21 protein-coding genes are annotated in these 22,702 nt (G+C 67.7%); 8 read left to right on the top strand and 13 right to left on the bottom strand.

Annotated features, from left to right (window positions below):
- Positions 1 to 11: 11 nt before the first annotated feature.
- Both IPK27_05960 and IPK27_05955 read left to right on the top strand, forming a co-directional pair.
- Positions 12 to 617 carry an RnfABCDGE type electron transport complex subunit B gene (locus tag IPK27_05960; GenBank protein MBK8067168.1) on the top strand — a complete coding sequence of 202 codons (606 nt, stop codon included), beginning with the start codon at positions 12 to 14 and terminating at the stop codon, positions 615 to 617.
- 278 nt (positions 618 to 895) lie between these two features.
- Complete coding sequence (locus IPK27_05955; GenBank protein MBK8067167.1) at positions 896 to 2,071, top strand: acyl-CoA dehydrogenase family protein; 1,176 nt, start codon at positions 896 to 898, stop codon at positions 2,069 to 2,071.
- A 24-nt stretch (positions 2,072 to 2,095) separates the two neighbouring features.
- Here the strand turns inward: IPK27_05955 and IPK27_05950 are convergent, their stop codons facing one another.
- The 11 genes from IPK27_05950 to IPK27_05900 all read right to left on the bottom strand — a co-directional run bounded on the left by IPK27_05950 (position 2,096) and on the right by IPK27_05900 (position 13,016).
- Positions 2,096 to 2,524 (bottom strand): VapC toxin family PIN domain ribonuclease, encoded by a 429-nt coding sequence (locus tag IPK27_05950; protein ID MBK8067166.1) that lies wholly within the window; start codon positions 2,522 to 2,524, stop codon positions 2,096 to 2,098.
- Entirely contained in the window at positions 2,524 to 2,763 is a 240-nt protein-coding gene (locus IPK27_05945) for an antitoxin (protein ID MBK8067165.1), read from the bottom strand. The genes IPK27_05950 and IPK27_05945 overlap by 1 nt, the downstream gene beginning before the upstream one ends.
- A 47-nt stretch (positions 2,764 to 2,810) precedes the next feature.
- Positions 2,811 to 4,529, bottom strand: coding sequence for a Kef family K(+) transporter (locus IPK27_05940; GenBank protein ID MBK8067164.1), 1,719 nt, complete (start codon positions 4,527 to 4,529; stop codon positions 2,811 to 2,813).
- 189 nt (positions 4,530 to 4,718) lie between these two features.
- Positions 4,719 to 5,537: a hypothetical protein gene (locus IPK27_05935; GenBank protein ID MBK8067163.1), complete on the bottom strand. Its 819-nt coding sequence runs from the start codon at positions 5,535 to 5,537 to the stop codon at positions 4,719 to 4,721.
- A 67-nt stretch (positions 5,538 to 5,604) separates the two neighbouring features.
- The gene (locus IPK27_05930) at positions 5,605 to 7,002 is read right to left on the bottom strand and encodes a deoxyribodipyrimidine photo-lyase (GenBank protein MBK8067162.1); all 1,398 of its coding nucleotides are present in this window, start codon (positions 7,000 to 7,002) and stop codon (positions 5,605 to 5,607) included.
- Positions 7,002 to 7,751, bottom strand: a complete 750-nt coding sequence (locus IPK27_05925) for an SDR family oxidoreductase (protein MBK8067161.1) — start codon at positions 7,749 to 7,751, stop codon at positions 7,002 to 7,004. The genes IPK27_05930 and IPK27_05925 overlap by 1 nt, the downstream gene beginning before the upstream one ends.
- Before the next feature lie 76 nt (positions 7,752 to 7,827).
- Positions 7,828 to 8,274, bottom strand: a complete 447-nt coding sequence (locus IPK27_05920; protein ID MBK8067160.1) for a GNAT family N-acetyltransferase — start codon at positions 8,272 to 8,274, stop codon at positions 7,828 to 7,830.
- A complete protein-coding gene (locus tag IPK27_05915) occupies positions 8,271 to 9,188 on the bottom strand; it encodes a magnesium and cobalt transport protein CorA (GenBank protein ID MBK8067159.1) in 918 nt (305 codons plus the stop codon). The genes IPK27_05920 and IPK27_05915 overlap by 4 nt, the downstream gene beginning before the upstream one ends.
- A gap of 57 nt (positions 9,189 to 9,245) precedes the next feature.
- Complete coding sequence (locus tag IPK27_05910) at positions 9,246 to 10,484, bottom strand: DUF4105 domain-containing protein (protein MBK8067158.1); 1,239 nt, start codon at positions 10,482 to 10,484, stop codon at positions 9,246 to 9,248.
- Positions 10,481 to 11,335: a CBS domain-containing protein gene (locus IPK27_05905; GenBank protein MBK8067157.1), complete on the bottom strand. Its 855-nt coding sequence runs from the start codon at positions 11,333 to 11,335 to the stop codon at positions 10,481 to 10,483. The genes IPK27_05910 and IPK27_05905 overlap by 4 nt, the downstream gene beginning before the upstream one ends.
- A 214-nt stretch (positions 11,336 to 11,549) precedes the next feature.
- Positions 11,550 to 13,016, bottom strand: a complete 1,467-nt coding sequence (locus tag IPK27_05900) for a hypothetical protein (GenBank protein MBK8067156.1) — start codon at positions 13,014 to 13,016, stop codon at positions 11,550 to 11,552.
- A 155-nt stretch (positions 13,017 to 13,171) separates the two neighbouring features.
- Here IPK27_05900 and IPK27_05895 point away from each other — a divergent pair, with 155 nt between their 5' ends.
- Genes IPK27_05895 through IPK27_05885 form a run of 3 tightly spaced genes read left to right on the top strand, consistent with a single transcriptional unit; the run spans position 13,172 to position 15,697 of the window.
- Positions 13,172 to 13,954: an enoyl-CoA hydratase/isomerase family protein gene (locus tag IPK27_05895; protein ID MBK8067155.1), complete on the top strand. Its 783-nt coding sequence runs from the start codon at positions 13,172 to 13,174 to the stop codon at positions 13,952 to 13,954.
- Position 13,955: 1 nt separating this feature from the next.
- Entirely contained in the window at positions 13,956 to 14,882 is a 927-nt protein-coding gene (locus tag IPK27_05890; protein MBK8067154.1) for an ABC transporter ATP-binding protein, read from the top strand.
- Entirely contained in the window at positions 14,882 to 15,697 is an 816-nt protein-coding gene (locus IPK27_05885) for an ABC transporter permease subunit (protein MBK8067153.1), read from the top strand. Before IPK27_05890 ends, IPK27_05885 begins: the two co-directional genes overlap by 1 nt.
- Before the next feature lie 107 nt (positions 15,698 to 15,804).
- On the opposite strand, the gene IPK27_05880 is transcribed toward IPK27_05885, so the two are convergent.
- Positions 15,805 to 18,288, bottom strand: a complete 2,484-nt coding sequence (locus tag IPK27_05880) for a hypothetical protein (protein MBK8067152.1) — start codon at positions 18,286 to 18,288, stop codon at positions 15,805 to 15,807.
- 312 nt (positions 18,289 to 18,600) lie between these two features.
- A complete protein-coding gene (locus IPK27_05875; GenBank protein MBK8067151.1) occupies positions 18,601 to 20,199 on the bottom strand; it encodes a proprotein convertase P-domain-containing protein in 1,599 nt (532 codons plus the stop codon).
- Between the two features lie 260 nt (positions 20,200 to 20,459).
- Between IPK27_05875 and IPK27_05870 the strand changes: the two genes are divergently transcribed.
- The 3 genes from IPK27_05870 to IPK27_05860 are packed head-to-tail and all read left to right on the top strand — an operon-like array spanning position 20,460 to position 22,392.
- Positions 20,460 to 20,831, top strand: coding sequence for a GntR family transcriptional regulator (locus IPK27_05870; GenBank protein MBK8067150.1), 372 nt, complete (start codon positions 20,460 to 20,462; stop codon positions 20,829 to 20,831).
- Positions 20,828 to 21,712 (top strand): ABC transporter ATP-binding protein, encoded by an 885-nt coding sequence (locus IPK27_05865; GenBank protein MBK8067149.1) that lies wholly within the window; start codon positions 20,828 to 20,830, stop codon positions 21,710 to 21,712. Before IPK27_05870 ends, IPK27_05865 begins: the two co-directional genes overlap by 4 nt.
- Positions 21,709 to 22,392 (top strand): hypothetical protein, encoded by a 684-nt coding sequence (locus IPK27_05860; protein MBK8067148.1) that lies wholly within the window; start codon positions 21,709 to 21,711, stop codon positions 22,390 to 22,392. The genes IPK27_05865 and IPK27_05860 overlap by 4 nt, the downstream gene beginning before the upstream one ends.
- The last annotated feature ends 310 nt before the right edge of the window (positions 22,393 to 22,702 follow it).

Below are 22,702 nucleotides of genomic sequence, written 5' to 3'. Positions count from 1 at the left end.
CGACCAGATCGATGCCCCTGCTGCCGCAGACGCAGTGCACCCGCTGCGGCTACACCGGCTGCCGCCCCTACGCCGAGGCGATCGCAGGCGGCGAGGCGGAGATCAACCAGTGCCCGCCGGGCGGTGCCGCCACCATAGAGGCGCTCGCGCGCTTGACCGGCCGCGCCGCACTGCCACTGAATCCCGCCAACGGGGTGGAGAAGCCGCGCGAGGTCGCGTACATCCTCGAGGAGCATTGCATCGGCTGCACCAAGTGCCTGCCGGCGTGTCCGGTCGATGCCATCGTCGGCGCGAACAAGCGGATGCATACGGTGATCGTTTCCGAGTGCACCGGCTGCGAGTTGTGCATCGCGCCCTGCCCGGTCGACTGCATCGTGATGGTGCCGGACACTGCGCTGGACGGCGCCGCCCGCGGACCGATCGACACCACCGAGGCGGCGCACTTCCGCCGCCGCTTCGAGGCCCACGAGGCGCGCATCGAGCGCCGTCGCGACGAGCAGTCGGCAAAGATCGAAGCCAAGCGGGCCGACCTGAAGCAACAGACCGGCGCGAGCACCCTCGCCGAGGCCATCGCCCGCGCCAAGGCGCGGCGGCTGGCGGGGGATCCGGTGCGTTAAGGCCGGTGTTGGTGTGGGTTATTGGTGTTGGAACAGGCGGCTGACCGCAGCTTGCTGCCTCTCGCTCTTTCCAACACCAACACCAGCAACCAACACCGCATCTTTTCGCACTCCCGTATGTGGGCTGTTGGTATTGAAACATGCCGCTGACCGCATCCTTGCCGCCACCCGCTTTGTCCAACACCAACACCAACACCAACAACCAACACCGCTTCCAGCACTTCCATTCACACTCCCGCACCTATACTGCGCGGCTTCCTGAATACCGGTGATCCGCCATGGGCAAGCCTTCCACTCTCGATCCTTCCGATCTGTTCGACATCCGCTCGCTGCTGAGCGACGAAGAACGCATGGTGCAGGACACGGTGGCGCGCTTCACCGACGAGAAAGTGCTGCCGATCATCGGCGAGTGCTTCGACGAGCACCGATTCCCGTCCGAGCTGATCCCGGAGATTGCCTCGCTCGGGCTGCTCGGCTCCAGCCTGCCGGAGGAATACGGCTGCGCCAACATGAGCGGCGTGATGTACGGCCTGATCTGCCAGGAACTGGAGCGCGGCGACTCGGGCATCCGCAGCTTCGTTTCGGTGCAGTCCAGCCTGTGCATGTACCCGATCTACGCCTTCGGCAGCGAAGAGCAGCGCCGCAAGTACCTGCCGAGCATGGCGAAGGGCGAGCTGATCGGCTGCTTCGGCCTGACCGAGCCGCACGGCGGTTCCGATCCCGGCAACATGAAGACCCACGCGCGCCGCGACGGCGGCGACTGGGTGATCAACGGCTCCAAGATGTGGATCACCAACGGCGGCGTCGCCGGGATCGCGATCGTCTGGGCGATGACCGACGAAGGCATCCAGGGCTTCCTGATCGAGCGCGGCACGCCGGGCTTCACCACCCAGGACATCAAGCGCAAGATGAGCCTGCGCGCCTCGGTCACCAGCGCGCTGTTCTTCGATGACGTGCGCGTCCCGGACAGCCAGCGCCTGCCGAATGTGCGCGGCCTCAAGGGCCCGCTGTCCTGCCTCACCCAGGCGCGCTACGGCATCACCTGGGGCCCGATCGGCGCGGCCATCGCCTGCTACCGTGAGGCGCTGGAATACAGCAAGACCCGCATCATCTTCGGCAAGCCGATCGGCGGCACCCAGGCGGTGCAGCTCAAGCTCGCCGACATGGCACGACGGATCACCCTCGCCCAGTTGCTGTCGCTGCAGCTCGGGCGCCTGAAGGACGCCGGCACGATGCAGCCTACTCAGGTCTCGCTGGCCAAGTGGAACAATGTGCGCATGGCCATCGACATCGCCCGCGAGGCGCGCGACATCCTTGGCGGCGCCGGCATCACGGTCGAGCACTGCCCGATCCGTCACGGGCTGAACCTGGAAAGCGTGATCACCTACGAAGGCACCGAGACCGTGCACCAGCTGGTCGTCGGCCGCGAGATCACCGGGATCAACGCCTTCTGAACACGCGCCGAAACGGCGGCCGGATCACAGCAGCACCAGGTGCTCCGGCCGCGCGTTGCGCACGGCTCCCAGCAGGATGCCGCGGTCGAAGCTGACCAGCCGACCCTTGCGCGCCACCGCGAGTCCGAGCAGGTAGTGATCGGTCAGGTGGCGCGGACCGAGCAGCCGGTCGACATCGAAGTGCCGATGGTCGAGCAGACTAAGGTCGTCCTGCCAGAACTCATGGTATTGGGTCGCGGTGGCGGCGGCTAGCCGCGATATCGCCTCGCGCACTGTCCCGGGATTGGGATAGCCGGGCTGCGACACGATGCGCAGATATCCGTTCTGGGTCAGCGGGCAGGATGCCCACCCGGACTCGATGTTGCCTTCCAGCCAGTCCCAGGCCAGCCGGTGGTGCTGGTGCGCGGCGTCGAGCAGTGCGATCAGCACATTCACGTCGAGCAGCGCGCGCATCAGTCCTCGCCCAGCGCCTCGCGCAGCGCGTCGATCTGCGCATTGGTCACGGTGGCGCCGTTTGCGGGCGCCGGCGCGAAGCCGTAGCGCGGCGGCGATTGCGCAATGCCGCGTTGCCCTCCCTGCAGGCCGAGGCGTGCGAGTTCGCTCAGCACTTCGCCCGCTGTCTTCCGCTGTCGCCGCGCGAGGTCCTTGGCGGCGAGCAGGACGTCGTCATCGATGTCGAGTGTGGTGCGCATGCATCAGATGCTAACACATCAGTGCCGTTGGGCGAACGCAGGCGAGCTCAAGCACCGATGCGTGACCCGCCGCCGATCCGCGCCATCGCATAGCCCGCCATGCCATTGGCCAGCTCCTCCTCACCGACGAACACGGCGCCCATCTGCTCCTCGCGCAGCAACCGGGCCTCTTCCTCGCTGTGGGTGCGCAAGACCACGGCAATGCCCGGATTCAGCAGCCGCGCGGTCTCGACCATGCGGCGGACCTCGATCAGGTCCGGGATGGCGACGATCAGCATCGCGGCGCGCGCGACATGCGCCTGCACCAGCACCTCGGGCGTGGTCGCGTCGCCGCAGACTGCCGGCACGCCCTGCTCGCGCAAGGCTTCGACGCGCTCGCGGTTCTGGTCAGCCACCACGTAGGCGATCCCCTGTGCCCGCAGCTGGCGCGCGATGAAGCGTCCGACTCGGCCGTAGCCCACCAGCACCACCTGCCCGGTCAGCAAAGCCTCTTCGGTGCTCATCGGCAACTGCGCCAGCGGATCGTCGCTCTGCTCAAGCCGGCGCGCCACGGCCGAATGCCGGCGGACCCATCGCTGCAGCGGTTCGATGGCCGCGAACAATGCCGAGTTGGCCGCGATCGAGACCAGGGCTGCCGCCAGCACCAGGCTCTGGCCTTCCACCGGCATCAGCCCCAGCGCGACACCAAGCCCGGCGAGGATGAAGGAGAACTCGCCGATCTGCGCCAGGCTGGCGCCCACCGTCAGCGCAGTGTTCAGCGGGTAGCGGAACAGCAGGACCAGGCCAACCGCCGCGATGGTCTTGCCGAACAAGATGATCGCGACCACCAGCATCAGCTTCAGCGGCTCGGCCAGCACCACGGCCGGGTCGAACAGCATGCCGACCGAAACGAAGAACAGCACCGCGAAGGCATCGCGCAGCGGCAGGCTCTCGTCGGCAGCGCGATGGCTGAACTCGGACTCGCGCAGCATCATGCCGGCGAAGAAGGCACCCAGCGCGAACGAGACCTCGAACAGCTTGGCGGCACCGAAGGCGACCCCGACGGCCGCCGACACCACCGCCAGCGTGAACAGTTCCCGCGAGCCAGTGCGCGCCACAAACCACAGCAGCTTGGGCAACAAGCGCTTGCCGACAACCAGCATCAGCGCGATGAACGCACTGACCTTGGCCAGGGTCAGGCCGATGGTCTGCCACACATCGCCCTTGGGCAGTTCGGCGGTGCTGGAGGCCCCCGCCTCCGCGAGCAAGCCTGCCATGGCGGGAAGCAGCACCAGCACCAGCACCATGACCAGGTCCTCGACCACCAGCCAGCCGACCGCGATCTGGCCGTTGACCGACTTCAGCAGACCTTTCGATTCCAGTGCCTTGAGCAGCACCACAGTGCTGGCCACCGACAGGCACAGGCCGAACACCAGCGCGCCGCCGACGCTCCAGCCCCAGGAGATCGCAACGCCCATGCCCATCAGGGTCGCCACCAAGATCTGCACCAGCGCACCGGGCACCGCGATCCGCCGCACTGCCATCAGGTCGTCGAGCGAGAAATGCAGGCCGACGCCGAACATCAGCAGCATCACGCCGATCTCGGCGAGCTGGCCAGCGAGGCCCACGTCACCCACGAAACCGGGTGTCGCCGGCCCGATCAGGATGCCCGCCAGCAGGTAGCCCACCAGCGGTGGCATGTGCAGGCGCACCGCGATGTACCCGAAGATCATCGCCAGGCCGAAGCCGGCAGCGACGGTGGCGATCAGGCTGACGTCATGGGGCATCGCGCTCTCCGCGCCACATCGACACTAGGGCCTGCGGCGCTTGCTGGGTGTGCTCCTGCGCGGAATTCCGCGCGGCATGAAAGGAATCCGGACAACCGGACCGACGGACGAGGGTCGCACACCTTGCGTGAAGACCTGCTGCAGAGCCCGGGCCTGGCCGGTCAGCGCACGCACCGGTCGGCGCGGCCCTCACATCCCGTCAGTGATTCCAACCAGCCCCTGCTTCAGGTGCTCCAGTTCTTCCGGTGCGATACGCCGCGCCGGCACACCGGCCCAGGTCTCGCCCGCGCCCACGCGGGTGCCCGGCAGCAGCACCGAGTGCGGCAGCACCTTGGCGTGCGCGCCAACACGCACATCGCCCATCACGGTCGATTTCTGGCCGATCGTGGCGCCGGATTCGATCACCACCGGCGCGATCGCCAGGTGCCCGCCGCCGCCCCAATGGGCGAACAGGTGCACGCTGCCGCCGACCACGACGTCGTCGCCGAGGGTGATCAGGCAGGGATCGGAAATGAACTCGGTGTTGATGAAGGCGCGCGAGCCGATGCGCATCCCCATCGCGCGCAGGAAGGGCGGGCCGAAGGGCGTCAGCGTCACATACGGCAGGAAGGTGTAACGCGCGAGGTAGAACAGCCCGTTGTGCAGCGCCCACGGCACCGCGGCGATCGAGTAGTAGGCGCCGTGGTAGGGCTTCACGCGCGTCGGCAACAGCCAGTTGCACAGCGGCACCAGGATCAGCAGCGCAAAGCCCGAGACGAAGAAGCACAGGCCGAATCCCAGCCCCAACAAGGGCCAGCGGCCGGGTGCGTCGAAAGACCAGGCCCACGGCCACCACTGCGCCATCAGCCACAGCGACGGCGCCAGCGCCGCGCCGATGATCACGGCGAGGAAGGCATACAGGCAGAGGATCGCGATCAGGTGGGCCAGCGGACCAAAGCGGCGGATAAAGCGGTCGATCGCGCCCAGCGGATGTCCGCCCCTGCGGTGTGCCCCTGCATCCTCGCGCATCGCACCGATCCTGGCCCGGATGGCGCATTGACGCATCCCCACGCGTCCGCTGTAAAGCCGCGCTGCGTCAGGACTTGCGGATCGTGGCGTAGGCGGCCAGGGCGTCCTCGCGGCTGCGCTTCAGATCGACGATGGGCTTGGGATACCCGCGCACGCCGCCCACACTCCACGGCTGGTGGATCTGCTCGCCTGGCAGGTGCGCCAGTTCCGGCACCCAGCGCCTGACGTAGGCGCCCAGCGGATCGAAGCGTTCGCCCTGCGCGACCGGATTGAAGATGCGGAAGTACGGCGCAGCATCGGCGCCGCTGCCGGCGGTCCATTGCCAGCCCTGGGTGTTGTTGGCAAGGTCGGCATCCACCAGGGTGTCCCAGAACCAGCGCGCGCCGTGCAGCCAGTGGTAGCGCAGGTTCTTGGTCAGCAGCGAGGCGACGATCATGCGCACGCGGTTGTGCATCCAGCCGGTGGTCCACAGCTCGCGCATGCCGGCATCGACGATCGGGATGCCGGTACGGCCGCGCTGCCAGGCCTTGAGTTTGCGCTCCTCCGGCTCCGCCCACGGAAAATTCGCGAAAGTTGGCTGCAATGGCGCCTCCGCGGTGTGCGGGAAGGCGTACAGCAGGTGGTGACTGAAATCACGCCAGCCGATTTCGCGCAGGTAGGGCTCCGCGAGTTCGCGCTGCGCCGCGCTGGCGCGCCGCAGCAGCCGATGCGCCACCTGCCGTGGGCTGATCTCGCCGAAATGCAGGTGCGGTGACAGCCGCGAGGTGCCGGGACGGTCCGGCCGATCGCGCCCGCTGGCGTAGTTGTCGAGCGCAGCGTCGACGAAACGGTCGAGCAGTTCGTGCGCACCTTCTGCGCCCGGCGCCCAGGCGCTGTGAAAACCCGTGTCCCACTCGATCCGCGGGAGCAGGTCGAACTGCTCCAGCACGCAGCCGCAGCAGCCATGTGGTGGCAGCTCGCGCGGCGCCGGCAGTGGCTCAGGCAACGGCAAGCAGGCCTTCAGCGTGCGCCAGAACGGGGTGAACACGCGATAGGGCTCGCCGCTGCCATTGCGGATCTCCCAGGGCTCGGCGATCAGGTGCCCGGCGAAGCTCTCGGCGATGAGCCCGCGCGCACGCAGCGACTGCTTGATCGCGCTGTCGCGCTGCGTCAGCGCGGGGTCGTACAAGCGATTCCAGTAGACCGCGACCGCGCCCGACTCGGCGATCAGCCGGTCGAGTTCGGCGGCGCTGTCGCCCTGGCGCAGCACCAACGAGCTGCCGAGCACGCGCAATTCCGCGTCGAGCGTCGCCAGGCTGTGATGCAGCCACCAGCGCGTCGCCGCGCCGGGCTCCCACGGCGATTCCTCCTGCGGGGCGTGGATGTAAACCGGGACCGGCCGATATCCGGCCGCCAGCGCCGCGTGCAGTGCCGGGTTGTCGGCCAGGCGCAGGTCGCGCCGCATCCAGACCAGGGCGACGGCCATCAGACGGATCCGCTGCGCACGGTGGGGCGCACCGCGCTGAAGCCGCCGTCCAGGTGAATCACCTCGCCGGTGATCCAGCGTGCATCCGGCCCGAGCAACCACGCAGCGACGGCAGCGCCATCGGCCGAATCGCCATAATGACCCAGCGGATACTGCGCCGCGACGCTCTGCTGGCTGCGCTCGCTGACCAGCATCCGCTCGGTCATCGGAGAGCGCATCAGACCGGGCGCCACCGCATTGATACGCACGCCCAGGTGCGAGAAATCAGCCGCGATCGAGCGCACCAGCGCCTCGATGGCGCCCTTGGCGGTGGCGATGGCCGCGTGATTGCTGACCCCGAGGCCCGCCACCACGGAACTGAACAGGACAATGGAGCCCGGCCGGTTTCCGGCCGCCGCGAGCGCCTTGGTGTAGGCCTGCACGGTGAAGAATGCTGTGTCGACATTGGCCGCCATGCAGTTGCGGAAGGCCTCGGCGGTGACTCGCCCGAGCGGCGCAATCAGCGTACTGCCGGCGCAGTTGACCACTGCATCGGGCACCCGGCCGGTGCGGTCCACCGCCAGCGCGAAGGCCGCCTCGGCGCCGCCGGGCGTGGAAACATCCGTCTGAATCAGCACGTCGTGCTCGCCCGGGTCCAGGCGCGAGGTGTCGCGGCTGACCAGCACCAGGCGCCAGCCCTGCTCACGCAAGCGGTGCGCCAGCGCGCGGGCCACGCCACCGCTGGCGCCGGTCAGGAATGCGGTCTTCATCGATTGCGGGTGGCTCATGCGAGGCTGTCGGGATTTGGGGGCGCGCAACGATCAGTCAGTCGCGGTGGCGGTGCCGTCAATGGCGGTCCTTGACCATGCGCAGGCGTTTCTCGCGGAAACCGACTGCGCGCAGGAAGCGATGCGTGTCGCTGCGCTGTTCGGCGCTGGTCAGCTCCAGCCGGGTCACACCGCGGCTGGCGAACCAGCGTTCCGCCCCGGCAACCAGCCGCTTGCCGATGCCCAGCCCGCGCTGGTCCTCGTCGACCGCCAGCGCGGTGATCCGGCCGAGCGGCCGCTCGTGCTGGAGCATCGGTGTCAGCATGCCGACGATGACGCCGGCGACCACGTAGTTCACGGTGGCCACCAGCACCAGGTGATTCGCGCTGTCCGCCAGCAGTGGCCGCAGGCGCTCTTCCAGCGCCGCCGGGTCCACCGGATAGCCCATGCCACCCAGCAGCCGCGCCAGCGCTTCGCAGTCGCTCAAGGTGGCGCTGCGCAGTTGCACAGCATCTTGCGCAGTCATAGCCAGCCCGTCTTCTTCAATCGCAGGTAGAGCGCAAGGCACATCGCCACGGGGGTGCTGACGGCTGCGTGATATCCGTACGCCCAGCTCAGTTCGGGCATGTTCTCGAAGTTCATGCCGTAGATCGCGCCCACGGTGGTCGGGATCGCCAGGATCGCCGCCCAGCCGGCCAGCCGCTTGGTCACTTCGTTCTGTCCCACCGAGACCATCGCCAGGTTGACCTGCAAGGCCGCGGAGATCATCTCGCCGAGCGTGCTGGTGGCCTCGCTCATGCGCACCGCATGGTCGAACACGTCGCGGAAATACACCCGCACTTCCTCGTGGATCAGGCCGGGGAAGAAGCGCTGCAACTGGTTCAGGATGTCGTGCATCGGCGTCACCGCCAGGCGCAACGTGACCAGTTCGCGCTTTAGCACCGCGTACAGGCCGAAGCTGGGTCCGAAGCCCAGCATCTCCGGCGTCTGCTCGCAGGAGGCGCGCGCGCGGGCATAACTCAACGAGGCGCCGTGGCGCACCGTGATCAGGAAGCGCTTGCCGACGAAGATGTGGGTCTCGCCGAACTGCACCTTGCCATCGACGAACTGCGAGGTGTGCACCACGATGAACAGGGTGTCGTCATAGACCTCGATCTTCGGCCGCTGGTGCGCGTGCTGCGCGTCCTCGATGGCCAGGTCGTGCAGGCCGAACTCTTCCTGGATCTTCAGCAGCAGCGATTCGTCCGGTTCATGCAGGCCCAGCCACATGAAAGTATCCGGCTCGGCCAGCACATCGCTGATCTGGTCCAGCGTCGTGTCGTACAGGCGCTTGCCGGTATTGGCATAGGCCACGCAGTTGACGACCGGACTACCGGGCGAAGACGGCCCCGAGGTCGCAGTCGACAGCGGACGCGCATCGGCGGAAACGGGCACAGCCATGCGCACCTCGATCAGTTCACGGGCGCGGCGGATGATGCGCCTGTGCCGCCGGGCGATTCAACGCGCGGGGACGCGCCCCTGGCAGCGCCGGGCCAACACATGGCGCATGGCCAGCACCGTCGGACCGAGCAGCAGCAGCCACTCGATATTGCCCTGATCGAAGCTGCGGAAGACCTTGAGAAAGGCGCCGAGCGCGATGCCGGCCAGCGCGATCCATGCGCTGAGCAGGGCCAGGCGGGCAATGCCACCGGCGAGGTGGTCCCGCGTGGCCAGCAGCCACCAGCCCGGCAGGCTCAGCCACCACAGCGGCGAGGCCAGCAGCAGGTTCTGGTTGCGCCATGCGGCGGCGTGGTCGGTGCCCAGCCACAGACCCGCGATCAGCCAGCCGCAGGTACCAAGCACCAATGCCAGCGTGCCGCCGGTCAGCGCCAGCGGCCAGCGTGCCGCGCCGCCGCGCTCCGCAAGGCGCGCGAACAGCACCAGCAGGCCGGCCAGCCCCAGGCCCGCGGCCGCGAAGCCGGCACGCCAGTCCGGTGCCTCCAGGGCCTGCGGCTCGGCGCTGGCGCCTGCGGGCAGCACTTCGGTGTCAGCCACCAGCGGCTGGCCGTCGGCCAATTTCAGCTCGGCCACATGGCGCATCAGCTCAGCCGGGATGAAAGCCTCTTCCCACATCGACAGCGGCCGATCCACCGGCTGCCCGAGCAGCAGGTCGGTGCCGAAGTACATCCACCAGACATCGCGCGCCAACGCCCGGGTGTAGCGGCGCCAGCTCCAACCGCGCGAGCGGTGCGAGGTCGCGCGTTCCAGCGCGCCGTCCAGCGCCAGGTCGAGTGCATCGCGCACCTTGGTCGAACAGTTGATCGTGTAGTAGTCGTAGCGGTAATCGCGATGCTCCGGGAGCACATGCAGCTCCAGATGCGCGGCCAGCTTCGCCACAGCCTCGGGCGCCAGGTTCAGGCGCTGCACCCAGACGCGACGGCCATCGGCCAGGTAGCCGGCGATGTCGGCCTCGCCGTCCAGCGCGACTGCCTGGTACAGCATCTTCCCGCGCAGGAAACGCAGCAGGAAATCCTCCTGCGCGAAGTCGAAATAGCCGAAGTTGTAGCTGATGCTGCGCCCGCCCACCGGGTCGCGCAGCAGGATCGCGTTGTGGCCGAAGCGCTGCCAGTAGAGCTCACCCGGTTCGACCGTCACCAGGCTGACCTCGGGCAGCGCCGGCGCCACCACTTCCTGCGCGCGCGCCGGCGCCAGCCAGACGCAGCACAGCGCCAGCAGCAGACGCAGGACCGCGGTCACGCTGCGACCGGCCGCACGCGCAGCAGGTGCAGGCGGCGCGCGTCGGCCTTGGCCACCTCGAAACGGAATCCGCCGAGGTCCACTGCCTCGCCGCGCTCGGGCAGGTGCCCGAATGCCTGGGTCACAAGACCGCCGACGGTATCCGCCGCATCGGTGTCGAAGTCCACGTGGAAATGGGCGTTGAAATCTTCCACCGGGGTCAGCGCCTGCACCGTCCACGAGCCATCCGGCTGGGTCGTGATGTGCACCTCGGGCTTGTCCTCGGCATCGTGCTCGTCGTCGATCTCGCCGACGATTTCCTCGAGCACATCCTCGATGGTGATCAGACCGGCCACCCCGCCGTATTCGTCCACCACCACCGCCATGTGGGTGCGGTTGAGGCGGAAGTCCTTCAGCAGGACGTTGAGCTTCTTGGTCTCGGGGATCAACGTCATCGGCCGCAGCACGCGGCGCAGCTCGAAATCCGCCTCGCCGCTGGCGTAGTGGCGCAGCAAGTCCTTGGCGAGCAGCAGGCCGAGCACCTCGTCCTTGTCCTCGCCGTGCACCGGGTAGCGCGAATGGCCGGACTTGGTGACGATCCTCAGCACGTCGTTCAACGACGCGTCGATCGGCACCCAGACCATCTGCGCGCGCGGCACCATGACGTCCGCAACCTGCTTGTCGGACACGCTGAGCGCGCCTTCAAGCATCGCCAGCGTATCGCCATCGACCAGGCCGTTCTCGCGGGCGTGGCGCAGTTCTTCGATCAGTTCTTCGCGGTTCCGCGGCTCGCCCGAAAAGGCCTGACCCAATCGCTCCAGCCAGGAGCGCTGGTGCGCGGAACCGCTGCTACTAGGGGAATCCTCGTTCATCCACAACGACAACGGAGCCCATGGGGGCGGAGCGCACAGTGTAGCGGATGGATGGCGACGGGGCGATGACGCGGCGCTTCCGCCTGGGTTCTGAGTTGTGGGTTGTGGGTTGTGGGTTGTGGGTTGTGGGCAGCAGGATCAAGAGCGGCAAGTCCGGAACCCGGTTCTTGCCGCCCACAACCTACAACTCACAACCCACAACCGCGGCAGCCGCTCAGTTGCCGTAATTCACTCCGTTCACCCTTGCCCGCAGCAGGTCGATCTGGATCTCGCCGCTGCTGGCCGAGGTGCGGGTGCGCGAGCGGATGTTGCCCACTTGCGGCGACATCCACAGGTCCATGTTGACCGTCTGGGTGATGCCGAAGGTGACGGTAACGATGTCGCGCTTGAACTTGCAGGCGTTGAAGTTGCCCGCTGGCGGGTCTTCGGCGTCGTCCGCCTCGCGCTTGATGGTCTCGGTGTATTGGGTGGTGTAGTTGAGCCCGGAACCGCTGGAGGTGCCCACGTAGTTGTGGGTGTAGGTCTGGTTGACCGCTGGTACGCGGATGAACTTCGCGGGCGGGTTGTAGACCGTGGTGATCGCGACCGCGCCGTTCTGGAAGCCTTCGGTGGCGATGGTGCGGATCTCGTCGGCGTCGATCTGCTGGTAGCTGCGGCCGGTGATCACGTTCTGCGGATCGTACTGCTCGACGATGATCACGTTCTGGCCCTGGAAGGTGCCGGGGCCGATCACCCGCTCGGTGCTGTCGGGGTTGCCGTTGTTGAAGCGGAAGGTGCGGAAGTCGCCGGCGTTCAGACCCGGGTCGCAACTGGTCAGCGCGGCGCCGCCACCGCCGCCGGTGCTGGTCGCACACACGGTCTTGGGCACGTCGGCGCCGACATAGACCAGGCGCGTGATCGCCTTGCTCTGGGTCACGCCGTCCAGGGTGTAGTTGAAGGTGGCGTTCTCGCCGTCGCTGAAGCTCAGCGAGAAATTGCCGACCAACGGCACCGGGAAGGTGGTCGCCGGCCCGTTGATCAGGTTGAAGGCGGTGCCGCTGGCGGGACGGTTGAGGTCGCCGGTGTAGCTTCCGTTGGCTTGCCGCGTGGCCAGGCCAGTTACCCACATCGGCTTGCCATCGCTCCCGTAGGTGTACCAGGCGATGAAGATCAGATCGCCCTGGTGGACCACCGAAAGGCCCCAGCCGGACTCGCTCTCGCGCCACCAGACGTCGGTGTAGTTGGTCGCCGAGGCACGCGAGGCGGTGGTGAAGGTGCAGGTCGGCGGGGTGGCGACGAACGCGGCCTTCTCCAGCCGACGGGTCTGGGTGATGCCGTCCACGGTGTAGGCGAAATCGAGCTTGCCATCGGTGCCGAGCGACAGGCGCGCCTCGCCGCGCGGATTGGTCGCGATGTTCGACTGCGCGTTGTTGATCTGGTTGAAGGGCACGCCGTTGAAGCTGTTCAGCGGGCCGATGTAACGACCATCCGCCTGGCGCGTGGCCGCGGCGACCAGCCACAGCACTTTGCCGTCGCTGCCGTATACGTACCAGGCGACGAACAGGATGCTGCCCTGGTGCACCACATTGACGCCGTGGCCGGCCTGGGATTGGTCGTACCAGAGGGCTGTCAGGTTGACCGGGTCCGGCGTCACCTGAGCCTGCGCGCCGGACGTCCACCACAGCGCAGCTCCCGCCAGCATGGCCCGCATCCAGTTGCGCATGGGTTCACCCTTTTTCGATGATCGTTTCCCGACCATACCGTTCATCGCCACGAAGCTCTACGTACTTTTGGCTGATCCCTCGCCGCGCAGGCTGGGTAGAATGCAAAGCTTTGCAGTCGCCCGAGGCCCACACCATGAGCTACGCCAACCTGCTGGTCAGCGACCAGGACGCGGTGCGCACCATCAGCGTCAACCGTCCCGACAAGCTCAACGCGCTGAACCACGCCACCATTGGCCAGTTGCAGCAGGCCTTCGACGCCGCGCGCGCGGACGCGTCAGTGCGGGTCATCGTGCTCACCGGCTCGGGTGCCAAGGCCTTCGTCGCCGGTGCCGACATCACCGAGTTCGCCAGCGCCACGCCAGTGCAAGCGCGCGATTTCTCCGAGGCCGGCCAGCGCATGATGCGCAGCATCGAAACCCTCGGGAAACCGGTGATCGCGCGGGTTAACGGATTCGCGCTGGGCGGCGGCATGGAGCTGGCGATGTGCTGCCATCTGCGCATCGCGGCGGACACGGCGAAGCTCGGCACGCCGGAGATCAATCTCGGCATCCTGCCTGGCTTCGGCGGCACCCAGCGCCTGACCCGGCTCACCAGCCGCGCGGCGGCCCTGGAACTGTGCCTGCTCGGCGCCCCGATCAGCGCGCAGCGTGCGCTGGAACTGGGCATCGTCAATCGCGTGGTGGCGGCCGCGGATCTGGATGCCGAAGTAGCGAAGATCGCCGCGCAACTGGCCCGTTCGGCGCCGCATGCGCTGCGCGCGATCCTCGATGCGGTGATCCTCGGCGGCGACATGGCGCTCGACCAGGGCCTGTCCTATGAAACCCATCTGTTTGCGGTGACCGCGTCCACCCAGGACATGCGCGAAGGCACCGCCGCCTTCCTCGAAAAGCGCCCGGCGCAGTTCAAGGGCCACTGAGATGGCCGGTGCGCCGCTGATCGCCACCCAGGCGCTGACGCGGCGCTTCGACACGCGCGTCGCGGTGGACGCGCTGAGCTTCGAGCTGCAGCCAGGGCGCGTGCTCGCGCTGCTGGGGCCGAATGGCGCCGGCAAGACCACCACCATGCGCATGCTCAGCGGCCTGCTGGCGCCGAGCAGCGGCAGCGCCCAGGTCTGCGGCCACCCGCTCGGCCAGCGCGACGAGGACAACGACGCGATCCGCGCATGCTGCGGCGTGATGCCCGAGGCGCCCGGTTTCTACGAACGCCTGACCGCGCTGCAGAACCTGCGCTTCTTCGGCGGCCTGCAGGGGCTGGACGATGCCGCGGTCGACCAGCGCTGCGCGGAGGAGTTGCGGCGCTTCCACCTGCAGGACCGCGCGGGCGACCTGGTCGGCACTTACTCCAAGGGCATGAAGCAGCGCCTGGCGCTGGCACGAGCGCTGCTGCACCGGCCGGCGCTGCTGTTCCTCGACGAGCCCACCGCGGGCCTGGATCCGAAGGCCACCCAGGAGCTGCACGCGCTGATCCGCGAACTGCGCGACGGCGGCAGCGGCATCGTGCTCAGCACGCACACACTGGAGGAGGCCGAGGCGCTGGCGGACGACGTGCTGGTACTCGATACCCGCGCGATCTACCACGGCCCGCCGCAGCGCCTCGGCGGCGATGCGAGACCGGAGTTGCTGGTGCGCAGCCGCGCCGCGCTGCCAACGGGACTGGCGCTGCCGCCGGGCTGCACTTTGCTGCAACAGGGCGAGGGGCGCGCGCTGCTAGCCGTCGACGATCCCGATGGGCAGGTCCCGGCGCTGGTCGCTGCACTGGTCGCGGCCGGCGTCGAACTGCTCGAAGTGCGCCCGCAGACCCGCGGATTGCGCGAACGCTACCTCGATTTGCTGGCGCGCCGATGATGAAGACCCTGTCCGCCCTGCGCTGGATGCTCTGGCGCGAATTCCTCGACCAGCGCCAGAACCGCATGCTCTGGCCGGTGTACCTGATCATGCCGCTGGTGGGCGCGGCGCTGCCCGCGATCATCGCGCTGGCCACCGCCTCCGCGCTGGCTGGCAAGGCGCCGATCGACCCGCAGATGCAGTCGATGCTGAACGCGGCGACCCTGCTGGCCACCGCCCAGGGTATCGACGTCGCCCAGGCCGCAGCGGTGTTTTCGTTGCGGCTCGCTGCCGGCTACTTCCTGCTGATGCCGGTGGCGATCGTCTCGATCGCCGGCGCCTACGCAATCGTCGGCGAAAAGCAGCAGCGCACGCTGGAGCCGGTCCTCGCCACGCCGATGGCGACCCGCCAGTTCCTGCTGGCGAAAATGCTCGCGGTGACGGCGCCGGCCGTGATCGCCTCGTGGATCGCCGCGCTGATCGGCGCGATCGCCTCGGTCGCCAGTTTTTGGTGGGCGAACGGTGTACTGGTGTGGCCGGATGCCTACTACTGGATCGGCGTGTTCGTGCTCGCGCCCGAGATCGGTGCGATGACGGCGCTGGTGTGCCTGCGCGTGTCCGCACGCATGCAGGACCCGCAGGCGGCCAACCAGGTGACCGCGCTGATCCTGATACCGGTGCTGCTGATCCTGTTCTCCTTGATCGGGCCGGCACTCGTGATGCACCTGGGTGCCTTGATCGGCGCCTGCGTGGCTTTCCTCGCCATCGACCTGGCGTTGTTCATCTGGGTGCGGCGCGGCTTCAATCGCGAGGAGATCCTCTGCCGCTGGCGCTGAACCCGTGGCGGTTGCGGACCGGATCTGCCGTGCTGGCAATGGCCCTGATCGACGCGATCGAGCGCCTGCCGCAGATGCGGAAGGCGCTCGACTTGCAATCGCGCTGATTATTCGAAGCCGTTGCGGAAGATGCCGTCGAAGGCGATCTCCCAGATCCCGCGTCCATGCGTGGCGATGCGCAAGGCGCCGCGCCCACCCGCCGCCAAAGGCGCCTGGAAAGCCATGTCGAACACCGGCACGCGCGGCAGGCCGCTGCCGAAAGGTGCCCAGCTGGCACCCGAATTCGTGCTGCGGTACACCCCGATGTCGGTGCCGAGGTAGAGTGTGGAAGAGCTCGCCGGATCGATCGCGAAGGCGTTCGCCGGGATGTTCGGCACGCCGGTCGCAGAAGCGCTGAAAGTGGGCGCGCCCGCGAGCAGGTTGCTGGTCTTGTAGACCGTCTGGCCGGCTCCCGGGAATCCCGACAGCACCACGTAGGCGATGTTGGCATTGGCGCGGTCGATGACGATGCGCGAAATGTATACATCCGGGATCACGCTTCCGGCACCGACCGGATCGATGGGGGTCAAGGTGGTCGACGCGCCGGTGGCGCGGAACAGTCCGCCATTGCGCAGGCCGACCAGCCGCAGGCCGTCGTCGGTGGGCCCGATGCCGATCGCGCTGATCGCCTGTCCGGCGCTGATCGGTTCCTGGCTGACCTTGACCACCGAGGTGCCGCTGTTGCTGGAACGGTAGAGCACGTCGGAGCCGAAATAGAGCGTGTTCGGCGTGCCCGGCCCGAGCGCCATCGGCGCGTAGAACAGGATCGCCGACGCTGAGCAGGTCATTCCGTTTGCGGTCACGCCGCCAAAGCCGCAGCCAAATGCGCTCCAGCTCTGCGCCTGCGCGCCCGCCAGCGTGGTCACGCGCGCGTAGGCCATCTGCGAGGTGTTGTTGAAATAGGTGTGGTACATGGTCACCGAGGCGGTGCCGGTGGCGTTCTGGTCGATCAGCGTGAAGCCACCATCGCCGCCGTCGGTGCGGAACCAGCTGCCGTCCGGATTGCGCAACTGGGTGCCGTTGTCCTGGGTGCCGCCGATCATCAGCTCGGGATGGGTCGGGTGGGTCGCGAGGCTCTGGAACTGGGTGGCGCTGAAGGTGGCGTTGTTCAGCACATTCCAGCTGGCGCCACTGTCGTTGGAGCGGTAGATGCCTCCGTCGGTGCCGAGGTAGATCACCGAGGGCGTGCCGGGCGCGACCGTGATCGCGTGTGAATCCACATGCAGGCCGTTGCTGGAGATCGTGAACGCGGTGCCGCTGGTGGTACTGAATGCGAAGGGAACCGCCGGCGCACCGGCGAGGTAGACCCGGGTGGGATCGTTGGGCGCCACGGCGACAGCGATGTCGTAGAAGCACTGCGGCGTGCAGAAATTGTTGTCGATCTGGACCGGCCAGTTGGCCCCGCCACCATCGGTGTTGGTCAGCAGCGTGCCGCCGGCGTTGCCGGTGGCGACATAGACGGTTGGAAGCGGCGCACCGATCGAACGCTGGATCGCGACTTCGGAATTCACGTCGTTGGTGCTGGCCGAATTGAAGCTCACCCTCTGCGTGAAGGTGGGTGTGGCGCCGAGTGCGTCGGTGCTGACGTGGATGCCGGCGAGCGCGTTGCTGGTGATGACCACCGCGGCGACCAGGAAGTTGGGATTCTGCGGATCGATGGCGATGTCGCGGACCGCGAAGTTGTTGTTGCCGGCAAGCCCGGTCAGGCGCTCGAACACCGGGTTTGAGGTATTCGCGGTGGTCGACCGGAACACGCCGCGCGAAGGCAGAGTCGGATTGGTATTCGCGCCGATGCCGCCGACGCCCGAACCGGTGGACACGAAGATGGTCCCCGGCTGGGTGGGATGCACCTGGATCTCGCTGATCGAGCGTCCGGTGAACAGATCGTTGTTGCCGGCGTCCTTGTTGAATGGTCCGTTGACGACCGGATTGGCCGATGAGGCGTTGTCGATGCGGTACAGACCGACGCCGAAGTAACTGTCGAGCGAGAAATTCGGCTCGCCGGTGCCGACGTACAGGGTGTCCGGCGAGGAAGGCGCGAGTGCCAGCGACCCGATCGCGAGGCTGAGTGCGCCGTCCATCAGCGGCGTCCAGGTGCCGCCGCCGTTGGTGCTGCGGTAGAGGCCGCCGCTCGCGGTACCCACGTAGACGATGTCGGCGTTGCTCGGGTGAACGGCAATGGAAATCACGCGCCCGGAGACCGCGGTGGTGGTCCCTACGGTCTGGCCGTTCGGGATAGGCGCCGGGCCGAGCGGTGTCCACGCGGTGGTGCTGGTGTCCGGCGAACGCGTCCGCTCAGCAGCAGTCAACTCGGCGATCGCCTGCTCGCGCCACAGCGGTGAATAGTTGCGTTCGGATTGCACGTCGATACCGCGCATCAGCGCGATCTGCTCGGCGCGCGCCAGCATGAAGGCTTCCTTGTCGATGGCCTTTCCCGCAACCAGCGGGCCCGGCAGGTCGGGCTCGGAATCCCAGTCCCACAAGGCCGTCCACGCGGCCAGCGAACCGCTGGCGGCGAGCGCCACTACCCACAGCAGACCACGCAGTTTCATGACCAGGCCCTACCTTGGACCGAGCGCCGATTGTACGTCTTCGGCGTGGCAGGCAGGTGTGCTGGCGGCCCTGGCGGCGATTCTTTCGGGCTGCGAAGGTCGACAGGCGTTCGCGCACTGCGGCCAGCCCGTCGCGCCAGCGGTCCGCAGCATTCGCGGCAGCGTCCAGCGCGCACGCCAGGCAAGCCAGGCGTGCGTGCGGAAGACGCGCCCGCAGCAGGGCGGCCAGCAGCGCAGCCCAGGCGAGCGGCTGCGCTTTCAGCAACCAAGGCAAGGGCCAGGCAAGCGCCAGCCCTGGTGGCAACAGCGCGCTCAGTTGACCCGCGAATTGGCCACCGGGTAGTCGCCGTTCGCTCCGCTGAACACTTCGAGCGGGGTGGCCGGCGCGGTCGACCGACGAATCAGGAACTTCGATTGCCCGGGCATCGCGCTGGGCCGCCACACGGCGTGGTCGTCGAGGCCGTCGCCATCGTAGTCGCCGGTCAACAGGAAATCGGTCGCAGCGGCGCCGAACACCACCGTGGGCTGGACCGTACCGGTGATCGCCTCGCGCGTGAACCAGTTGATCTCACCGGCTACGCCGCGTGCAACCGTGATGTCGCCGCGCGAATTTCCTGCGTGGTTGCCGACGATGATGGCGTCGGACGGAAGGCCGAGGGTTGTGTCGAGGAAATTGAAGCCGCTGTTGCCGTCGTACTGGCGGAAACGGCCAGCGCCGCCGCTGGCCGTCTGTACCGAGACGTCGGCAACGTGGTCGCCGTTGAGGTCGATGCCGGCGGCCGGGAAAGCGGTCGATTCTCCTGCCACCAGCGTGCGCAACTGTCCGTTCGAGGACAGGCGGATCTGGAAAAGGGAGGGGGTACCCTCCGGAGGAACACTGCGGAAAACCGTGGCGTCGCCGACACCATCGCCGTCGTAGTCGCCGCCGTGCCGCGGGTTGTCGCCGATCATCCCGTGCGGAATCTCGAGCGGGACATCGAGCGGACGCGAGGAACGCCGCACCAGGAAGCTGCCGGTGCTCGGGCGCCAAACCGTCGCGTCGGTGATGCCGTCGCCGTCGAAGTCCATGTTCGTGAACACGTCGGACGCAATGCCGTGGGTGAAGTTCTGCGAAGTGTTGCCGCCGGCACCGTTGTTCAGCAGCACATTCCAGCTCATCGCGCCGCCGGCACCGCCACCGGTATTGCGCACGGTGACATAGTCGCTGCGACCATCGCCGTCGTAGTCGAACTGGGCCTTCCTGCAATTGCCCGGAACCGGGGAAGCGCTTGCCATCGGGCCGCTGAAACCCGACTCGAAACCGGACGCGAACATCACCGGCGCGGCCTCCAGCGTGAGGGTGGCCGAGTTGATAGTGCCGACATCGCCGTTGGCGGCGTCGACGATGCGCAGGGTCCAGGTGCCGCCCGCCTGCGCCGGGTTCAACCCACCGAAGGCCAGGTCCAGTCGGGTGGAGCAACCGCCGGCATCCGACACCGATGGCGCCCCGGCGGTGCTGGTGCGATACGCCCCCTGGGGCACATCCTGCGAGGTCGAGAGCGGCGCAATTGTCGACCACAGATCGACGCCGAGCTGGTCGTCGAAGACGTAGTTGCCGGACAGGTTGGCGCCCGCTCCGGGATTGGTCGAGCGCTTGTAACCGGCGCGCGAGAACAGCACCAGTTGGCCGCTGAGGCCGGGCGAGAACAGCGTGACGCGCAGGTCGCCGACGAAGGAGTGCGTGAGGTTCATGCTGACCCGGACGTGACCTACCGGCCCCTGGAAGCCGGCGGTGTTGAAACTCACGAACCTGCCGTTCGGATCGTTGTCGGGAATGGCACCGACATTGGTGCCGAGGTAGTCCACGGCCCCGGCGGATCCCGCCGCCAGCAGCCCCAAACCGAGTAAACCTGCCAACCTGACCGTCTTCATGACCGCATGCTCCGTCGAGTCCAACCGGGCCCGCAGCCCCTGCCCTGGATGGGCGTGGCGCGGGGATTCCTTCGTGGGAACGGAATTGCCGTGGAATCCGGACATGCGCGGCTTCAATCGCGAGGAAATCCTCTGCCGCTGGCGCTGAACCCGCGGTAGTTGCGGACTAGATATACACTGTGCATACTGTGCATATACGACATGCACAGTGATGCTGCTTGAGCGCGCAACTCCTCCTGTCGGCCAGCGATCCGCGGCCGATGTACCAGCAGATCGTCGACCAGATCACCGCCCGGGTGATGGCGGGCGACTGGCTGCCGGGCCAGGCGCTGCCCTCGATCCGCGAACTGGCCGCCGCCAGCGGCGTCAGTGTCATCACGGTCAAGCGCGCCTACGAGGACCTGGAGCGCGCCGGCCTGATCGCAACCCGACAGGGCAAGGGGTCGGTGGTCGCCGAACGGCCCGACCGCGCCCGCGCACTGCTCGATGAAACGCTCGATCGCCACCTGCGCGAGGTCGTCATCCACGCGGCACGCCTGGGCCTGTCGCGCGAAGAACTGCACCACCGCCTCGACAGCACGCTCGACGCCGCCGCTGCCATCCCCGCCCCCACTCAAGGAAACCCGACATGACGGCCGCCTTTGCCGTGTCCGGACTATGCAAGCGCTACGCCCACTTCGCGCTGCAGGACCTCTCGCTCAGTCTGGCCGAGGGCGAGGTCATGGGCCTGGTTGGCGTCAATGGCGCCGGCAAGTCCACCCTGCTCCGCCTGCTGACCGGCCTCGCCGCCCCGGACGCCGGCACCATCGACGTGCTCGGCCACCGATTGCCGCAGGAGCAGGTGGCCGCCAAGCGCGCCATCGGCTTTGCTGCCGAAGACATGCGCCTGTACCGCGGCCAGAGCCTGGACTGGCACATCGCGCTGGTGCGCCGGATCTACCCGGAGTGGGATGAGGCCTACGCCGCCAACCTGATCCGCCGCTTCGACCTGCGCCCGCAGCAGGCCGTCGGCGGCTATTCGCACGGCCAGCGGGTCAAGGCGCTGCTGCTGCTGTGCCTGGCGCGCCGGCCGCGCCTGCTGCTGCTCGACGAGCCCACCACCGGACTCGATCCGGTCGCGCGCGCCGAGGTGCTGGAGGCGCTGGCGGACGTGCTGCGCGACGAACGCCGCAGCGTGCTGTTCTCCTCGCACAATACCCACGATGTCGAGCAACTGGCCGACCACATCGCCTTCCTGCACGATGGCCGCCTGGTGGCGCACGCCGACAAGGAGAGCTTCCTCGACAACTGGCGCCGTGTTCTTTGTCTTGGCGAGCTGCCGCCGGCCGTGGCGAACTGGACGGAGGTGGCCCAGGTGCGCCAGGCCGGCAGCCAGGTCGAGGTCAAGGTGCGCGCCTGGCGCGAGGATCTGCCGCAACGGCTGGGTGCTGCTGGCCTGAGCGTGCAGCGCATCGACCCGATGGCGCTGGAAGACATTTTCGTGACCGCCGTTCGCGCTGGAGGTGCCGTATGAACCTTGCCCTGAACCTGCCCCTGATCCGCCTGCTGGTCGTCAAGGACTGGCAGCTGTTCCAGAAGCCGCTGGCGGCGCACGTGCTCGCCGGTCTGTTCGCGCTCGGGCTGCTCGGGCTGGCCCGGCCGTGGGCCTTCTACCTCGGCTCGCTGCTGCTGATCGTCGTGCTGGTCGCCGGATCCTGCTTTGCGGTCTCCACCTCGCTGCTGGAGGAACGCAAGCAGCAGACCCTGGCCTTCGTCATGAGCCTGCCGGTGTCGCCGCTGGACTTCACCATCGCCAAGCTCGCCGGCGGCCTGCTGACCTTCGGCGTGCCCTATGCGGTACTCCTGCTCGGCACCCTGGTCGTGATCCTGACCACGCCGCTGCCGGATGGCCTGGTGGTGTACTCGCTGCTGATCTACGGCCACGTGCTGCTCGCCTACTGCATTTCGCTGGCGGTCGCGATGCAGGTGCAGTCGGAGGGCTGGAACATCTTCGCGATGATCGGCAGCAACCTGCTGGTCAACCCACTGATCATGCTGCTGGGGCAGATCGACGCGATCTCGGTGCCCGCACGCAGTGAGGACATCGTGTGGAGTCTGCCGGCGGTGGGCATCCTGTCGGCGCAGCTCGTGCTGAGCCTTGTCACCCTCGGCTTCACTGCCTGGTGGCACGGGCGCAAGGCGGCTTTCTACTGAGGGCACGAGGGCACGAGGGCACGAGGGCACGAGGGCACGAGGGCACGAGGGCACGAGGGCACGAGGGCACGAGGGCACGAGGGCACGAGGGCACGAGGGCACGAGGGCACGAGGGCACGAGGGCACGAAAAGGCTCGCAATCTTCCTGACCGTTGCAAGTAACTGATTGTGCTGCTTTTCCGACCTCTCTCGCAGTGAAAAAAGGCCGGACCTGGGGTGAGGTCTTGGCTTGCCCTCGTGCCCTCGTGCCCTCGTGCCAACGTGCCAACGTGCCCTCCGCTCCTGGCGAGCCGTTGCGCCCTCGCGATTC

Source organism: Rhodanobacteraceae bacterium, assembly GCA_016713135.1.
GTDB lineage: Bacteria > Pseudomonadota > Gammaproteobacteria > Xanthomonadales > SZUA-5 > JADKFD01.
The sequence above is the reverse complement of the archived record's forward strand: the minus strand, read 5'-3'. Positions and strand labels throughout refer to the sequence as shown.

Excerpts from the sequence above, each read along its gene's own strand:
- IPK27_05960 (MBK8067168.1), top strand. The coding sequence starts at position 12 with ATGCCCCTGCTGCCGCAGACGCAGTGCACCCGCTGCGGCTACACCGGC.
- IPK27_05955 (MBK8067167.1), top strand. The coding sequence starts at position 896 with ATGGGCAAGCCTTCCACTCTCGATCCTTCCGATCTGTTCGACATCCGC.
- IPK27_05950 (MBK8067166.1), bottom strand. The coding sequence starts at position 2,524 with ATGCGCGCGCTGCTCGACGTGAATGTGCTGATCGCACTGCTCGACGCC.
- IPK27_05945 (MBK8067165.1), bottom strand. The coding sequence starts at position 2,763 with ATGCGCACCACACTCGACATCGATGACGACGTCCTGCTCGCCGCCAAG.
- IPK27_05940 (MBK8067164.1), bottom strand. The coding sequence starts at position 4,529 with ATGCCCCATGACGTCAGCCTGATCGCCACCGTCGCTGCCGGCTTCGGC.
- IPK27_05935 (MBK8067163.1), bottom strand. The coding sequence starts at position 5,537 with ATGCGCGAGGATGCAGGGGCACACCGCAGGGGCGGACATCCGCTGGGC.
- IPK27_05930 (MBK8067162.1), bottom strand. The coding sequence starts at position 7,002 with ATGGCCGTCGCCCTGGTCTGGATGCGGCGCGACCTGCGCCTGGCCGAC.
- IPK27_05925 (MBK8067161.1), bottom strand. The coding sequence starts at position 7,751 with ATGAAGACCGCATTCCTGACCGGCGCCAGCGGTGGCGTGGCCCGCGCG.
- IPK27_05920 (MBK8067160.1), bottom strand. The coding sequence starts at position 8,274 with ATGACTGCGCAAGATGCTGTGCAACTGCGCAGCGCCACCTTGAGCGAC.
- IPK27_05915 (MBK8067159.1), bottom strand. The coding sequence starts at position 9,188 with ATGGCTGTGCCCGTTTCCGCCGATGCGCGTCCGCTGTCGACTGCGACC.
- IPK27_05905 (MBK8067157.1), bottom strand. The coding sequence starts at position 11,335 with ATGAACGAGGATTCCCCTAGTAGCAGCGGTTCCGCGCACCAGCGCTCC.
- IPK27_05900 (MBK8067156.1), bottom strand. The coding sequence starts at position 13,016 with ATGCTGGCGGGAGCTGCGCTGTGGTGGACGTCCGGCGCGCAGGCTCAG.
- IPK27_05895 (MBK8067155.1), top strand. The coding sequence starts at position 13,172 with ATGAGCTACGCCAACCTGCTGGTCAGCGACCAGGACGCGGTGCGCACC.
- IPK27_05890 (MBK8067154.1), top strand. The coding sequence starts at position 13,956 with ATGGCCGGTGCGCCGCTGATCGCCACCCAGGCGCTGACGCGGCGCTTC.
- IPK27_05885 (MBK8067153.1), top strand. The coding sequence starts at position 14,882 with ATGAAGACCCTGTCCGCCCTGCGCTGGATGCTCTGGCGCGAATTCCTC.
- IPK27_05880 (MBK8067152.1), bottom strand. The coding sequence starts at position 18,288 with ATGAAACTGCGTGGTCTGCTGTGGGTAGTGGCGCTCGCCGCCAGCGGT.
- IPK27_05875 (MBK8067151.1), bottom strand. The coding sequence starts at position 20,199 with ATGAAGACGGTCAGGTTGGCAGGTTTACTCGGTTTGGGGCTGCTGGCG.
- IPK27_05870 (MBK8067150.1), top strand. The coding sequence starts at position 20,460 with ATGTACCAGCAGATCGTCGACCAGATCACCGCCCGGGTGATGGCGGGC.
- IPK27_05865 (MBK8067149.1), top strand. The coding sequence starts at position 20,828 with ATGACGGCCGCCTTTGCCGTGTCCGGACTATGCAAGCGCTACGCCCAC.
- IPK27_05860 (MBK8067148.1), top strand. The coding sequence starts at position 21,709 with ATGAACCTTGCCCTGAACCTGCCCCTGATCCGCCTGCTGGTCGTCAAG.